Source organism: Mumia sp. zg.B53, from assembly GCF_019550935.1.
Classification (GTDB): Bacteria; Actinomycetota; Actinomycetes; order Propionibacteriales; family Nocardioidaceae; genus Mumia.
On sequence record NZ_JAHWCK010000001.1, the window covers coordinates 1,766,101 to 1,780,451 of the forward strand.

Below are 14,351 nucleotides of genomic sequence, written 5' to 3' on the forward strand. Positions count from 1 at the left end.
GGGCGGAGCGAGCTCAACCCCCGATCGCCAGGCCGGGTGTGCGATTCCCCCGTCCGCACCCGGCCTGGCTCGTTCTTGCTCGGGGTCAGGCTGAGGGGAGACGGCCCATGATCCGATCGACGTCGACGATGATCGCGACGCGCTCGGGGTTCACGCTCGGTTGCCGGTATCGCAGCGCATAACGCCGCACGGCCTCGGCGACCTCGTCGGGGTCACGCGTGACACGCGCGACGCCTTCGAGCGTGAGCCAGTGCCCGCCGTCGATGTGGCCGAACGCGACCCGAGCTGCTCCGTCGGCGGCCTCGATGTTGCGCACCTTCACCGACCCCATGCGGGTGATGGAGCGGGCGGTCCTGGTCGCGGCGTCGTAGGTCACGCCGACGGGGACGACGTGCGGCGTCCCGTCGGGACGCAACGTGGTCAGCGTGGCGAGGTGGTAGTCGCTCATGAACGCGATGAGCGAGGGATCGTCGAACGCGATGCGGGGCATCAGTCGCGGAACGCTTCGTGGTGGCGGATGACCTCGGAGATGATGAAGTTCAAAAACTTCTCCGCAAACGCGGGGTCGAGGTCGGCATCGACGGCGAGGGCGCGAAGCCGCGCGATCTGACGCGCCTCACGTGCGGGATCGGCAGCCGGCAGGTTGTGATCGGCCTTGAGCCGCCCCACGCGCTTGGTGCACTTGAACCGCTCAGCGAGGATGTGGATCAGCGCCGCATCGATGTTGTCGATGCTCGCGCGCATCTCCTCCAGCTCCGCGATGACGACGGGAAGTCCGGCCTTGTCGGCGCTCAGGTCACGGGGTTCGCTCACGCGACCTGAGTCTACGGCCCCCCTTTTGGGTCGCCCTGACCGTCTCGGCTAGACTCATCCTCGGCCAGCGGGCGATCCTCGCGAGGCCATCGCCGCTTTAGCTCAGTCGGCAGAGCGTCTCACTCGTAATGAGAAGGTCGTCGGTTCGATTCCGACAAGCGGCTCCACTAGTTCTTGCAGGTCAGAGGCGGTCTTCGGGCCGCCTCTGACCGTTTTCCAGAGGGTGAGTCGAGCCCCGAGCAGCCGCCCAAGTCACCCGTCGTCTCCCTAGGCACCGCGAGCTTCGCAAGTACATCCTGCAGAGCAACGAGATCACGTGGTAAGAACGGGCATGCGCTGCGCGGTCGCCATCGGGTTGATTGCGATCCTTGTCGGCGGATGCTCGGCAGCTCGCTCGCCTAGCAACGATCCGTCGGTGGCCGCGCACTCTGCGTCCGCCCCGGCGATTCCCGTCAGCCTCGAAGAGGTAGATCCGCTTCCTCGGGCAAGTTACACGCGTTTGGCCGGCGTATGGATTCGTCAGGGTGGTGAGGCGGTCGGCGTTGATGCGCTTGAAACTCCCGCAACGATTCTGATCGTGAAAGCTGATGCGACGTCTTTCGACGGCGAGGCAGCCATCAAGCAGGGCAGGATCGAGGTGCGCCCGATCGGCGTGAAGGGATCCGTGGAGAAGATTGCCTCACCGCCCGGTCGTAGGCCAAGGCAGATCAACGGGTCGGATTTGAATACCCGTTACGTGGTGTGGACGGAGATCGAATCGGTTGACCTCGGAGTCTCTCCTTGGGTCCTCTTCGCTTACGACCGAAAGACCGGCATGACACGAAAGCTCACGGAAGCGCCAAAGGTCGACGGCAGAACCCCTCCTCCACCTCCCGGTTACACCGGGCCGGTCGTCGCCGGTGGGAGGGTCTTCTGGGCTCAGGTCGGCGGGAAGTTCGGTGCGGAGGCGGTTGACATATGGGGATGCGAGATCGGGAATTGCCTCCCCAAGGTCGTGATGCGCGGCGCAGCATTTCCCGCGGTCACCTCGACGGAACTCTACGGCGTCAGGTCGGCGCGGTACGAGGGAGTCAGGGACTCCAGGCGGATCACCTCTGCCACGATATCCAAGGTTCGTTTCGGCGGCGGTGAGCCGGCCGCCGTGAAGCAAGTCCCACTCGGAGAACAGGACACCTTCACAGGATTCGCCGCGAGTGACGCTGGGCTCGCATGGATCGTCGGCCGCAAGAAGAGTCCCGAAGAGCAACGCATGTATCTCACCGTTACCGAAGACGGTAACGAGACCACATTCGGTTCGAGCGCCAACGGTGGGTTCGGCTATCCCGTGATGACCGATCGGTTCGTCGCGTGGGCCGAGACTTCCGGCAACGCTCCAGGTGAACTGGGGGGATACCTGTACGACCTCGAGTCCAAGAAGCTTAATTCCATCGGAAACACACTCGGTCTCTACGGAATCGAAGGAAGTGGCGACCTGCTTGGGTGGCAGGAGAGCGAAACACCCCAAGCCCGACCGGAGGACATCGAGTACGTCATCGTTCGCTTACGGTAATTCGGCTCATCACAGTTGAGGGTGTGGAGGCAGCCGATCGACCTGGCGGCGCGTCGGTGACTGGATAGGGGTCGAGGTCTCCCAAGGATGAAGGTTCCTACACGCCTCATCCGGAAGACCTCGACATGCCAGACGCTACCTTCGCGCGCCCTGACCTGACCAAGTTCTGCCGCCTCGACGAGCTCGGTCTCGTTGCCACCGGCCAACGCCTTGAACCCGACCGTGCGGTCCTTGCATGCAGGGTTCTCGATCCCGACCAGTGGTGCCGACCCTGCGGCTGCGAAGGCACCGTTCATGACACCGTCACCCGCCAACTGGCCCACGAACCACTCGGCTGGCGCCCGACCACCCTGGTCGTGACGATCCGCCGCCCCGGTGCTCGGGCTGTGGGCACGTGTGGCGCCAAGACACCACCGCCGCAGCCGAACCCCGGGCGAAGTTGTCGCGTCGTGGGCTGCGGTGGGCACTCGAAGCGATCGTGGTTCAGCACCTGACCGTGGCCCGGGTCGCCGAAGGGCTCGGCGTCGCGTGGAACACCGCCAACGACGCCGTCCTGGCCGAAGGTCGACGGATCCTGATCAACGACGAGCACCGCTTCGACAGCGTGGCGGTCCGCGGCGTCGATGAGCACGTGTGGCGCCATACCAGGCGCGGCGACAAGTACGTGACGGTGATCATCGACCCGACCCCGATCCGCGACAAGACAGGTCCGGCATGCCTGCTGGACATGGTCGAGGGCCCCTCGAAGCAGGCGTTCATGACCTGGCTCGCGAACCGTCCCCCGGCGGCGCGCGACGGGGTGGAGGTGGTCGCGATGGACGGGTTAACCGGCTTCAAGACCGCCACCACCGAAGAACTGGCCGACGCGGTGACGGTGATGGATCCCTTCCACGTCGTCCGGCTGGCTGGTGACGCACTGGACCGGTGCCGGCGTCGGGTCCAACAAGATCTGCACGGCCACCGCGGTCGCAGGGACGAACCGCTCTACCGCGCACGGCGGACCCTGCATACCGGCGCCGACCTGCTGACCGACAGACAGCGTCAACGGCTGGTCGACCTGTTCGTGGCCGATGTCCACGTCGAGGTCGAGGCGACTTGGGGGATCTACCAGCGCATGATCGCCGCGTACCGCGAGCCCGACCGCGTCCTGGGTCGCGAACTGATGGAGAAGTTGATCGCCTCGGTCAGCACCGGTGTCCCGAAAGCGCTCATCGAGGTCACCACGCTGGGCAAGACCCTGACCAGACGCGCCGTCGATGTGCTCGCCTACTTCGACCGCCCGGCACCAGCAACGGACCCACGGAGGCCATCAACGGCAGGCTCGAGCACCTCCGCGGATCAGCCCTCGGCTTCCGCAACCTCACCAACTACATCGCCAGAAGCCTGCTCGAGACCGGAGGCTTCAGACCTCGACTGCTACACCCTGGATTGTGATGAGCCTGGAAAGGGCAGTGTCAGCATGTGGAGGGCGTCGGGTGAACGACAAGCAAGTTTGTCCGAACAAACAAAGTTGTTCGAGAAATCTTCGATGCCGCTAGCTTTCGTGGATCCGGCGGGCCGCATCCTGTACGGCGTTGAGACGCTCTGCCCTCATGGCCTCGCGTCCCTTCGCCACCCAATGAGGGGGAGCCGTGACGGCGGCACCCGTGCCGAAGGGAGGTTGCGGTGCGTACTCGAGAGACATCTCGATCCACGATCCCTTACGGGCACCGAAGACCTCGCCCGCTACCCACAGAGCCAGGTCAATGCCCGCGCTCACGCCCGCCGCAGTCGCGAAGGGGCGGTCGACCACGACCCGTTCCTCCACAGGAATGCACCCGAGTTCGGCCAGCATCGGATGAGAGGCCCAGTGTGTGGTGGCGCGGCGACCTTTCAGCAGACCAGCCGCACCAAGAACGAACGACCCCGTGCAGACCGAGCAGACCCACGAGGCACCCGCAGCTTGCGCCTCGACGAAAGCGAGCAATTCTGAGTCGGCCATGGCATCGACGATGCCGGGCCCGCCCGGGATCAACAAAACAGACGCCGACGGCGCCTCGGCCAGATTGCAGGAAGGCACCACGACCGCGCCCAGGTCAGTGACAACCTGGGGCTCTCGCGCAGCCAGATGGATCCTCGCTCCGGGACAGCGACCGAAGACTTCCACAGGCCCGACATAGTCCAGTTGCGTGACGCCGGGAAAGAGAAGGACCACTACGTCGAAGTGCTCAGTTGACGACTGCTCGGCTGTCAGTTCCACGTCGCTCCCTAGGTGATTTCGCGTGACCCACGATACGCTGGCGCATTGAAGAATGTCGCGCGGAACTTTCACGGATCGATCCGCTCATCAGCGATCGCCTGCTCGGGGTTGTTTGGCGATTGTGTGCGAATATCCAGGCGCGTGGGATGTCGAACTTAATATCGTCTCGACGCGGAGGCATGCTTGAATCACATCAGGGTCAGATCGGCATGAGAACTTGTGGTCTGAAGTTCTGAAAGTTCCGTCTCAAGTTCAAAATTATTCCCTCTATGCGACCGTCGTTATGGGAGGCAGTGACGTGAGTGGCGGAGCCTCGGGAAAGCGAGCACATCATCGACGCCTATAGGCGCGCGTGGAGACGGCGCACGGAGGCCGACGTCAACTCCTTGGAGTTGTTTCAGTCTGAAGTCGGTAGCCGGGAACGTGTCGACGAGGAGGAGTGGAAGCTCTATTCTGCACTTTGGGAGAAACGAGTTCCTCCTTCGAAGCTGGCGAAGGAACTACGCCGAGCGGGCCTTCGATCGCTGCGCGATGTGGTTGGGCAGACCTTCAGGCTTTGCGCTGGAGCCCGCGAGAGCCGCGCTGGACGAAGGAGCCGTCCGACGTCGAGTTGCTTGGTCAAGACTCGCAATACTGGAGTCTCCCAGTGACTGAACTGCCGTATTCTTTTGGTGACGAGGAGTATCGCTGGCTCGAGCGAGCTTGTGCTGAGTATGAACTCGACGAAGGCGAAATGTCTCATGCTTTCGCGATCTGGCTCGACCCGCTCTTTGACGCCCGAGTATGACCGCACATTCATCCACTTGACCCTGCGCCATTCGCGAAGATCCGTCGTGATTGGAGACTCCGCAACTCGCGCCATACCTCGGTTGAAACTCGCGCCTGCTCGGACAGATCTGGTCGTTTCTACACGTGAGTTTCAATGCTTCCGGGAAGGACCGTCACGATGAATGCTGGAAAGCCCGGGGAGCGTGAGACGACGATAAGGTTTGAGTTGGCACGAGCCTGTCTTCGTATTTTCCTCTTCGGCCTTCTGGCAGCTATTCCGTTGCTATGGTCGCACGACGAGAGCGACGGAGGAAATAGAGCGTTTCTGCTGGCCCTCGCCGCGATGGCGACAGCGCTGTTGGCGTGGAGTCTTGTTGACAGCGCCATCGCGGTCCGCGCGGCAATGAAGCGACGTAGGGGGCGTCGGGACAGGTCGGCGACCCACCCGGCTCGACCTCCCACCTAGCGGAGCACCCCGCACGCTGCCCGAGCACCGGCGTCGCCGGTGGCCAGTGTCGTCGCGTCCGGGCCACCCTGGCCCGCGGCCGAATAGCGGTCGGGGATGTTCGCGAAGTTGTCGCGTCCGGCGTGGACCATCACGGCCGAGCCGTCTGCGTCACGCAGCTCCCGCAGGGTGAACCGGTCGGTGACGAACTTCAGCCGTGCGCGGCCGTTGTCGGTGACCAGCAGCGACGGCAGGTCGCCGGCGTGGTCGCCGTGGTTCGGCCGACCGCCGGTGTAGTGCCCGCCAGCGGACGTGAACGGCCCGTCCGGTGCGTTCGCATCACACCGGCCGACCGCGTGGATGTGGAACCCGTGGAAGCCGGGCGCCAGGCCGCGAGCGGTGGCCTTCACGACGACCTTGCCGCGAGTCTGTCTCAACGTCACCCGGCCGACCGTGCTGCCGTCGGCGCTGTGCAGGGTTGCCCGGGCGATCTTGGCCCGTGCGTGGCCGCGGTCCGCGCTCGCGGTGGTGGCGTTGACGGCGAGCGCGCCGGTCGCCACCACGAGAGCCGTCGTCCCCGCCACGGCCAACCGGCGTCGGTTCATCCAATCGGGCATCTTCCCCACCTCATCCGTGAGTTGTTCCGAATGCTCGTCCCACGACGCTCCTCCGGCGCCTGCGCACTGTCAAGGTGCTCGGGCGGTACGCGGGCCGTGGGCAGCGGCGGTTGCGCCGTACCGGTTTGCCGAGCAAAGACCGGGGAACCCGAGGGGCGTGGCAAGCCGCACCGCAGAGCAGCGAGTACGCGTTCCCGCGCTGTGCACCTCGTGGCTGGACCTCACTTTCGTCCACTGGCGCGTCCCGCCGGAGCGCGTCCAGGCGGTGCTGCCGCCATCCCTCACCGTCGACGAGTACGACGGCGCGGCGTGGGTCGGTCTGACCCCGTTCCGGATGGCCGACATGCGACCGCTCGGGCTGCCCGCCATGCCGGGCACCGCGCGCACCAGTCCGGAGACCAACCTCCGGACGTACGTGCGCGGACCTGATGGCCGGGACGGGCTCTGGTTCCTGTCCCTCGACATCGGCACCCGGGTGCTCGCTGCCCTCCTGAGGACGGCTGTCGGGGCGCCGTACCACGGTGCCGACCTCAGCGTCGAGCGCCGCAGCGACACGGTGGTCTCGACCGGATCCCGGCACGGTGGCGGGCCGTCGTACCGGCTCGAGGTCCAGGCAGGTGCCCCCGCCGAACCCGCCGATCTCGAGATCTGGCTGACCAGCCGGTGGCGCGCCTACACCCGCCATCTGGGACAGATCGTGGTCACGCCGGTGGAGCACGAGCCCTGGCCGCTGCGCGCGGCACAGGTCCGGCGACTCGACCAGGACCTCACCCGTGCAGCCGGGCTCGGGGACCTGGCCGAACCTGACACGGTCCACTTCTCTGACGGCGTGAGAAACGTACGGCTCGGTGTGCCGTCGCTTGCCGGGCGCGCCTGAGTCCACTGGACGAGAATGATCAGAGCGGTTCAGGGCACTGGGTGTTGATCCCCTGCCACCGAACGAACGATCGGAGAGGACGTCTCCTATGACCGACGAGCGCAGGCTCACCACCCGACAGGGCCACCCGGTCTACGACAACCAGAACCAGAGGACCGTGGGAGCACGGGGTCCGGCGACCCTGGAGAACTACCACTTCCTCGAGAAGGTCAGCCACTTCGACCGCGAGCGCATCCCGGAGCGTGTCGTCCACGCCCGAGGCGCCGTGGCGTTCGGCACCTTCGAGGCGACGGGGCGATGGGGCGACGAGCCGATCGAGCGATTCACGCGGGCCAAGGTCTTCAAGACCGGCAAGGTCACAGACCTGGCGATCCGCCTCTCGACCGTCATCGGCGGTCGCGACTCCAGCGAGACGGCGCGCGACCCGCGCGGCTTCGCCGTGAAGTTCTACACCGAGGACGGCAACTGGGACCTGGTCGGCAACAACCTCGGCATCTTCTTCATCCGGGACGCGATCAAGTTCCCCGACGTCATCCACTCGCTCAAGCCCGACCCGGTCACCTTCCGGCAGGAGCCGGCACGGATCTTCGACTTCATGTCGCAGACGCCCGAGTCGATGCACATGCTGGTCAACCTGTTCAGCCCACGCGGGATCCCCGCGGACTACCGGCACATGCAGGGCTTCGGGGTGAACACGTACAAGTGGGTCAACTCCGAGGGCGAGACCAAGCTCGTCAAGTACCACTGGCTGCCCCAGCAGGGTGTGAAGTCGATGACCGAGGAGGACGCGGCCAACATCCAGGCGGGCGACCTCGGGCACGCCTCGAAGGACCTCTACGACGCGATCGAGAGCGGCGACTACCCCAAGTGGGACCTCTACGTCCAGATGATGGACGACCACGACCACCCTGAGCTCGACTTCGACCCGCTCGACGACACGAAGGTCTGGCCGGAGGAGGTCTTCGAGCCCAAGCACGTCGGGACGATGACGCTCAACCGCAACGTCGACGACCACCACAACCAGAACGAGCAGATCGCGTTCGGCACCGGTGTCCTCGTCGACGGGCTCGACTTCTCCGACGACAAGATGCTCGTCGGGCGGACGTTCTCCTACAGCGACACGCAGCGCTACCGCGTCGGTCCGAACTACCTGCAGCTCCCGGTGAACTCGCCGAAGCACGCGCGTCCGCAGACGAACCAGCGCGGCGGTGAGATGAGTTATCACATCGACCTCGCCGACGGTCAGAACCCGCACGTCAACTACGAGCCGTCCACCATGGGCGGGCTGCACGAGGCGGCCAAGCCGGCCTCGAGCCAGGCATATGGTCCTGAGATCGTCGGACGGCTCACCCGCGAGCGGATCCCTCGTACGAACGACTACGCGCAGGCGGGCGAACGGTTCCGGCTGATGGAGGACTGGGAGCGTGACGACCTGGTGAAGAACTTCGTCGCGAACATCTCCGAGGCCACCCGCGAGGTGCAGGAGCGGATGGTGTGGCACTTCTTCCTCTGCGAGGACGAGCTCGGCGAGCGGGTCGGTGAAGGCCTGGGCATCACGGTCGACGATGTTCGTGGTCTCGCGCCGCTCGAGACGCAGACGCTCAACGAGGAGGAGCTGCGTCGCCTGGAGAACCTTGGCAAGAACGGCCCCCGCGACGTCGAGGGCCACACGATGACGCACTGCGTCCCCAACGAGCATGTCGTCGTCGAGCGGAGCTGAGCGACTCCTTCAGACCGGGCGGCCTTTTGGGGTTACCGGACGGTACTGCGTACGGTCGTCCGTGGCGCGTGACCGCGCGCCACGGACGAGGAGTGTCATTTCAGATGGACAAGATCGGTGTGGTCGGGTGCGGCCTGATGGGTGCGGGCATCGCCGAGGTGTGCGCGCGGGCCGGCGCCCAGGTGGTGGCCGTCGAGTCGAGCCCTGAGGCTGCCGCGGCCGGTCGCGCGAGGATCACGAAGTCGCTGGAGCGCGCCGAGTCACGCGGACGCATCGACAGTGCCGCCGACGTGCTCGCGAGGATCACCGTCGTGGAGGACCTCGAGGCGCTGCGTGACCGTGACCTCGTCATCGAGGCGATCGTCGAGGACGAGGCGACCAAGGTCGCCCTCTTCAAGAAGCTCGACGCGATCGTCGAGTCTCCCGAGGCGATCCTGGCGTCGAACACGTCGTCCATCCCGATCATGAAGCTGGCCGTCGTGACATCCCGGCCGGGCCAGGTCCTCGGGATCCACTTCTTCAACCCGGTGCCGGTGCTCTCGCTCGTCGAGCTGGTGCCGAGCCTGCTGACCGACGAGAAGACCACGCTCCGGGCCCGCTCGTTCGTCGAGGGCCAGCTCGGCAAGCACGCGATCCTCAGCCAGGACCGCGCGGGCTTCGTCGTCAACGCACTCCTGATCCCGTTCGTGCTGTCCGCGATCCGGATGCTGGAGTCCGGCTTCGCCACGGCCGAGGACATCGACGAGGGTCTCGTCCGCGGTGCGGCGCACCCCCAGGGACCCCTCGCTCTCGCCGACCTCGTCGGTCTCGACACGACGAAGGCCGTGGCGGAGTCGCTGTACGAGGAGTTCAAGGAGCCCCTGTACGCGCCCCCGCCGCTGCTCGCGCGGATGGTCGATGCCGGTCTCCTCGGACGCAAGACCGGGCGCGGGTTCTACACGTACGAGTGACCGCGACCGGTCACTCTGACCGGTCACTCCGGGATGCGTGGCTCCGTCTGAGGCGGCGGCGCGACGGGAGTGGGGTCACCCGGGTCGGGGTCCAGGCTGGGGACGACGTCCGGCTCGATCGTGTCCGGGTCCACGGGGTCGCCGGGGCCGTTCGGGTCGATGCTCGGTGTGCTCATCACCCCATCGAACACCCGCGCTGCGGTCCGGGCAACCGTCACCCGTAGGCGGCCGAGCCGATCCGACGGGCGGCGTCTCGGACCAGCTGTTCAGCGCGTTCGGCGACCTCGGGTCGGCTGGTGATCACCGCGACCGCCGCGCGTCCGCCGCGCAGGCCGGGCACGGGCGCGGCGATGCCGTACGCACCCGGGTTCAGCTCGGCGTGTGTGGTGACGACGCCCGCCGACCGGGCGTCGGCGACGCGGGCGGGCTCGTCCGGTGCGGGTGGGCCCGAGGCGAGCGCGGCCAACCCGCCGGCGCCACGGTCGAGCGGGTCGCGGTTGCCGAGGCGGTAGGAGAACCGCGGTCCGTCGGTGGGCGGCTCGGCGACGACGGTGCTCACGGCGGCACCGGCAACCACCTCGACGAGGCTGGCGGTGGCATCGAGCTCCGTGGCCAGATCCTGGAGCACGGGCTCCGCCGCAGTGTGGAGGCGTGGGCGGGTGCGGTCGGCGAGGGTCGTGAGCGTCCTGCCCACCTGATAGCGACCGCCCGCGTCGCGCTCGACGTACCCGCTCCGTTCCAGGCTCACCAGCAGGCGATGGACGATCGACCGGTGCAGGCCAGCGCGCACGGCGACCTCCGAGCCCGTCGCACCCGGAGCGTCGGCCACCACCTCGAGCACGAGCAGCCCGCGCTCGAGCGTCTGGGACCCGCCCCCGTCCCCGGTTTGTGCGGTTCGTCCAGGTCTCGCCGTCATGATTCCTTGTCCAACTGCACAAATCGCGGACGGGACGGGCGGGAGGGACGGGAGGGACGGGAGGGGGCGGGGAGGATGCGGCCGCGGACCTCGCCGAGGGTCACGGTGCCGGCACTCGCGCGCAGCACCACCTCGTCGCCGTCGCGCAGGAACGTACGCTCCTCGCCGCCGGCGGTCCACGGCTCGCGCCCACCCCACGAGAGCTCGAGGAACGACCCGCGCTCGTCGCGCTCCGGACCCGACACGGTGCCGGAGGCGAAGAGGTCGCCGGTCCGCAGCGACGCGCCGTTGCTCGTCAGGTGGGCGAGCATCTGGGCGGGGCTCCAGTACATCGTCCGGTACGGCGGGCGGCTCACGACCTCACCGTTGAGCTCGACCTCGAGCGCGAGGTCGTACCCGGCCGGCTCCGCGACCTGGAGGTACGGCAGCGGCGGCGGATCCTGGCTCGGCAGGGGAACGCGGGACGGCTCGAGCGCGGCCAGCGGTGTCACCCACGGTGAGACCGAGGTCGCGAAGGACTTGCCGAGGAAGGGCCCGAGCGGCACGTACTCCCACGCCTGGATGTCGCGGGCCGACCAGTCGTTGAGGAGGACCACCCCGAAGACGTGCTCGGCGAAGCCGCTCGTCGGGACGGAGTCACCGAGGCGGCTCGGGGTCCCGACGACAAAACCGACCTCGGCCTCGATGTCGAGACGCGCGCTCGGGCCGAGGTCGGGCTCTGCCGCATCTGGACCCTTGCGCTGGCCCAGCGGGCGTACGACGTCGGTGCCCGAGACGACGACCGTGCCGGCGCGCCCGTGGTAGCCGACCGGCAGGTGGCGCCAGTTGGGCAGCAGCGGCTCGGCGTCGGGGCGGAAGATCCGCCCCACGTTGGTCGCGTGGTCCAGCGAGCAGTAGAAGTCGATGTAGTCGGCCACCTCGAACGGCAGGTGCAACGTCACCTCGCTGAGACGGTGCAGATGCCCGGACAGGCGCTCGGGCCCGGCGTCGTGGTCGAGGAGCGTGGCCTGGAGCCATCGCCTGATCTCGTCCCACGTGGTCCGCCCTGCGGCCATGAGCGTGTTGAGCGTCGGGCCGCCCAGGTGCCGGCCGAACCCTTCACCGCCTTCACCGTCCGCACCGCCCGCGGCGCCCGCGAGGTCGAGCACGTGGTCGCCGATCCGTACGCCGATCCGGTGCTGGCTCGACGGTCCCTCCGAGCGGAGCCCGACCACGCCGTACGGCAGGTGGTCGACGTCGTACCCGGACCCGGCAGCGCCCTGGACCCACGTCGTCGCGGCCGTCACAGGAGCCCCAGCGAGCGCAGGTCCTGCACCGGTTCGTCGATGCTGCAGGAGCCGAAGGACGTGAACCACGTGCGGGCCTCGGCGAGCGCCTCCGGCCCGACCGCGCCGGCGTCCTCCATGAGCACCTCCGCCGACTGCTCCTCCAGGACGACGGCGACGGTGCGCAGGTCGGCACGGTCCAGGCTCGCGCGGGTCGCCAGCAGCACGTTGAGGAAGCCGTGGTGCACGAGTCCGGTCGCGGGATCCTCGGCGCGTACGGCGTGGTGCAGCCCGGCCGTGCACTTGAAGGCGACCCCTCGCTCGACCAGCGCGACGATCGCCGTGGCCAGGGCGTCGGGCGTCGGGAACGCCTCGGCGGTCGCGCCACCGGTGCGGAGCTTGACCCGGACACCGCGGGCGGCGGCAGCGTCCGCGGCGGCGAGCCACGTCGGGTCGCGAGGGTCGCTCGGGAGCGCCAGCTCCAGCGCGGTCGGCGTCGCGTTCTCGCTGGTGGTCCGCAGCGTCTCGACGGCGAGGTCGACGGCCTCGGGCGTCGCGGCCGGCAGGCGGGTCTCGAGCGACTCGAGCAGCAGCGTGGACGTGGCGGCAGCCTGGGGAGCCGCGATCGCGAGCTCCTCGGCGGTCCCGACCAGCGCGATGTCGAGCGGAGCGGCGTCCGCGTCGGTCGCAGCGATGGAGACGAGGTCGTCGAGCGACGCGGCGGGGACGACCAGCGGCCCCACGAGGTCGGTCAAGGGCGACGCCCGGTGGCCGCGGTGGGCGCGTACGGCGTCGGCCAGCGTCGCGTTGCCGGGAGGGAAGACGGCCGCGTCGTCGACCAGGGCGCGGAGCATCGGGGGGACGGTTGACATACCGGAACCCTAAACCCAGGATGTTCTGAAAGGGAACCGCGCGGACCGATTATCGGACAGGCCCGGCGGGCGGCACGCGAGGGGGAGCCCACGGTGGTCTACTACCGCAAGGTCGGTGACGTCCCGCGCCAGCGCCACACGCAGCTGCGCGACGAGGGCGGTGCGCTCCGCTACGAGGAGCTCATGGGCGAGGAGGGCTTCTCGTCGGACTCGTCGCTGCTCTACCACCGCGGCGTGCCCCACGCGATCAGCGCGAGCGAGGTCTGGGACCTGCCCGATCTGGCCACGACCGCGAACCACCCCATCCGGCTGATCCACCTCAGGCTGCACGAGCTGTTCGACGAGGCCGAGGCGAAGGCGCTCGATCCGGTGACCGGACGACGACTCGTCCTGGGCAACGGTGACGTGCGGATCTCGTACGTCGTGGCGGGTGAGACCTCGCCGTACTACCGCAACGCGGTGGGGGACGAGTGCGTCTTCGTCGAGGCGGGGACCGGTGTCGTCGAGACGGTGTTCGGCGTCGTGCCGTACCGGCCGGGCGACTACGTCGTCATCCCGCGGGCGACGACGCACCGGTGGGTGCCCGCGGAGCTGAGCCGCCTCTATGCGATCGAGAGCAACAGTCACGTCGCGCCGCCGAAGCGCTACCTGTCGCGGTACGGCCAGCTGCTCGAGCACGCGCCGTACTGCGAGCGTGACCTCCACGGCCCGGACGAGCCCTTCGTCGTGGACGGCACGGACGTCGAGGTGCTGGTCAAGCACCGCGGATCGGGTCCGTCGGGAGTGGTGGGGACACGGCTGACGTACGCCACGCACCCGTTCGACGTCGTGGGCTGGGACGGCTGCCTCTATCCCTACACGTTCAACATCGAGGACTACATGCCCATCACCGGCAAGGTGCACCAGCCGCCGCCGGTGCACCAGGTCTTCGAGGGGCACAATTTCGTGGTCTGCAACTTCCTGCCCCGCAAGGTCGACTACCACCCGCTGTCGATCCCCGTGCCGTACTACCACTCCAACGTGGACTCCGACGAGGTCATGTTCTACGTCGCCGGCGACTACGAGGCGCGCAAGGGCACCGGCATCGGCGTCGGCTCCATCTCGCTGCACCCGGGAGGCATCGCGCACGGGCCGCAGCCGGGCGCAGTCGAAGCCTCGCTCGGGGCCCAGGAGTTCGACGAGGTCGCGGTCATGGTCGACACCTTCCGGCCGCTGGAGCTCGGCGAGGGTGGCACCGCGACCGACGACCACGCGTACGGCACCGCCGCCGCCAGGGCCCTCGGCTCCGACTGACCGCGGCAGCGTTGGCGCCGTCACCAC

General features: G+C 67.8%; 13 protein-coding genes, 1 tRNA gene and 1 pseudogene. 7 read left to right on the forward strand and 8 right to left on the reverse strand.

The genetic code is table 11. The features are described from left to right. Nucleotides 1-85 precede the first annotated feature (85 nt). Both KV102_RS08490 and KV102_RS08495 read right to left on the reverse strand, forming a co-directional pair. Nucleotides 86-490 (reverse strand): pyridoxamine 5'-phosphate oxidase family protein, encoded by a 405-nt coding sequence (locus tag KV102_RS08490; protein WP_220345915.1) that lies wholly within the window; start codon nt 488-490, stop codon nt 86-88. Further along, nucleotides 490-762 (reverse strand): chorismate mutase, encoded by a 273-nt coding sequence (locus KV102_RS08495; protein WP_308289477.1) that lies wholly within the window; start codon nt 760-762, stop codon nt 490-492. The genes KV102_RS08490 and KV102_RS08495 overlap by 1 nt, the downstream gene beginning before the upstream one ends. Nucleotides 763-904: 142 nt before the next feature. On the opposite strand from KV102_RS08495, the gene KV102_RS08500 reads away from it, so the two are divergent. The 3 genes and pseudogenes from KV102_RS08500 to KV102_RS08510 all read left to right on the forward strand — a co-directional run bounded on the left by KV102_RS08500 (nt 905) and on the right by KV102_RS08510 (nt 3,796). Next, a tRNA-Thr gene (locus tag KV102_RS08500) sits at nt 905-980 on the forward strand. A gap of 248 nt (nt 981-1,228) precedes the next feature. Beyond that, the gene (locus KV102_RS08505) at nt 1,229-2,362 is read left to right on the forward strand and encodes a hypothetical protein (protein ID WP_220345916.1); all 1,134 of its coding nucleotides are present in this window, start codon (nt 1,229-1,231) and stop codon (nt 2,360-2,362) included. Between the two features lie 125 nt (nt 2,363-2,487). Further along, nucleotides 2,488-3,796: pseudogene (locus KV102_RS08510) on the forward strand (ISL3 family transposase). A 100-nt stretch (nt 3,797-3,896) separates the two neighbouring features. Here the strand turns inward: KV102_RS08510 and KV102_RS08515 are convergent. Together KV102_RS08515 and KV102_RS08520 are read right to left on the reverse strand one after the other, a co-directional pair. Continuing rightward, nucleotides 3,897-4,673 (reverse strand): DJ-1/PfpI family protein, encoded by a 777-nt coding sequence (locus KV102_RS08515; protein ID WP_374197346.1) that lies wholly within the window; start codon nt 4,671-4,673, stop codon nt 3,897-3,899. 1,158 nt (nt 4,674-5,831) lie between these two features. Next, the gene (locus KV102_RS08520; RefSeq protein WP_220343177.1) at nt 5,832-6,431 is read right to left on the reverse strand and encodes a superoxide dismutase family protein; all 600 of its coding nucleotides are present in this window, start codon (nt 6,429-6,431) and stop codon (nt 5,832-5,834) included. 157 nt (nt 6,432-6,588) lie between these two features. Here KV102_RS08520 and KV102_RS08525 point away from each other — a divergent pair, with 157 nt between their 5' ends. The 3 genes from KV102_RS08525 (at nt 6,589) to KV102_RS08535 (ending at nt 9,978) form a co-directional block, all read left to right on the forward strand. Next, nucleotides 6,589-7,308 (forward strand): YqjF family protein, encoded by a 720-nt coding sequence (locus KV102_RS08525; protein WP_220345918.1) that lies wholly within the window; start codon nt 6,589-6,591, stop codon nt 7,306-7,308. 88 nt (nt 7,309-7,396) lie between these two features. Further along, nucleotides 7,397-9,028, forward strand: a complete 1,632-nt coding sequence (locus KV102_RS08530) for a catalase (RefSeq protein ID WP_220345919.1) — start codon at nt 7,397-7,399, stop codon at nt 9,026-9,028. 104 nt (nt 9,029-9,132) lie between these two features. Beyond that, nucleotides 9,133-9,978, forward strand: coding sequence for a 3-hydroxybutyryl-CoA dehydrogenase (locus KV102_RS08535; RefSeq protein ID WP_255560588.1), 846 nt, complete (start codon nt 9,133-9,135; stop codon nt 9,976-9,978). 23 nt (nt 9,979-10,001) lie between these two features. On the opposite strand, the gene KV102_RS08540 is transcribed toward KV102_RS08535, so the two are convergent. From KV102_RS08540 to KV102_RS08555, 4 genes are read right to left on the reverse strand one after another with little or no spacing between them, the layout of a single operon-like run. Further along, nucleotides 10,002-10,154 carry a hypothetical protein gene (locus KV102_RS08540; RefSeq protein WP_220345921.1) on the reverse strand — a complete coding sequence of 51 codons (153 nt, stop codon included), beginning with the start codon at nt 10,152-10,154 and terminating at the stop codon, nt 10,002-10,004. A 38-nt stretch (nt 10,155-10,192) separates the two neighbouring features. Beyond that, nucleotides 10,193-10,894 (reverse strand): IclR family transcriptional regulator, encoded by a 702-nt coding sequence (locus KV102_RS08545; protein ID WP_220345922.1) that lies wholly within the window; start codon nt 10,892-10,894, stop codon nt 10,193-10,195. Beyond that, complete coding sequence (fahA, locus tag KV102_RS08550; protein WP_220345923.1) at nt 10,891-12,180, reverse strand: fumarylacetoacetase; 1,290 nt, start codon at nt 12,178-12,180, stop codon at nt 10,891-10,893. The genes KV102_RS08545 and fahA overlap by 4 nt, the downstream gene beginning before the upstream one ends. Further along, a complete protein-coding gene (locus KV102_RS08555; RefSeq protein WP_220345924.1) occupies nt 12,177-13,031 on the reverse strand; it encodes a hypothetical protein in 855 nt (284 codons plus the stop codon). The genes fahA and KV102_RS08555 overlap by 4 nt, the downstream gene beginning before the upstream one ends. A gap of 93 nt (nt 13,032-13,124) precedes the next feature. On the opposite strand from KV102_RS08555, the gene KV102_RS08560 reads away from it, so the two are divergent. After that, on the forward strand, nt 13,125-14,324 hold the full coding sequence (locus tag KV102_RS08560; RefSeq protein ID WP_220345925.1) for a homogentisate 1,2-dioxygenase domain-containing protein: 1,200 nt from the start codon (nt 13,125-13,127) through the stop codon (nt 14,322-14,324). Nucleotides 14,325-14,351: the final 27 nt, after the last annotated feature.

What these genes read in the sequence shown, in the direction of transcription:
- KV102_RS08535 (WP_255560588.1), top strand. Translation starts at nt 9,133, where the DNA reads ATGGACAAGATCGGTGTGGTCGGGTGCGGCCTGATGGGTGCGGGCATC.
- KV102_RS08555 (WP_220345924.1), bottom strand. Translation starts at nt 13,031, where the DNA reads ATGTCAACCGTCCCCCCGATGCTCCGCGCCCTGGTCGACGACGCGGCC.
- KV102_RS08545 (WP_220345922.1), bottom strand. Translation starts at nt 10,894, where the DNA reads ATGACGGCGAGACCTGGACGAACCGCACAAACCGGGGACGGGGGCGGG.
- KV102_RS08540 (WP_220345921.1), bottom strand. Translation starts at nt 10,154, where the DNA reads ATGAGCACACCGAGCATCGACCCGAACGGCCCCGGCGACCCCGTGGAC.
- KV102_RS08520 (WP_220343177.1), bottom strand. Translation starts at nt 6,431, where the DNA reads ATGCCCGATTGGATGAACCGACGCCGGTTGGCCGTGGCGGGGACGACG.
- KV102_RS08490 (WP_220345915.1), bottom strand. Translation starts at nt 490, where the DNA reads ATGCCCCGCATCGCGTTCGACGATCCCTCGCTCATCGCGTTCATGAGC.
- KV102_RS08530 (WP_220345919.1), top strand. Translation starts at nt 7,397, where the DNA reads ATGACCGACGAGCGCAGGCTCACCACCCGACAGGGCCACCCGGTCTAC.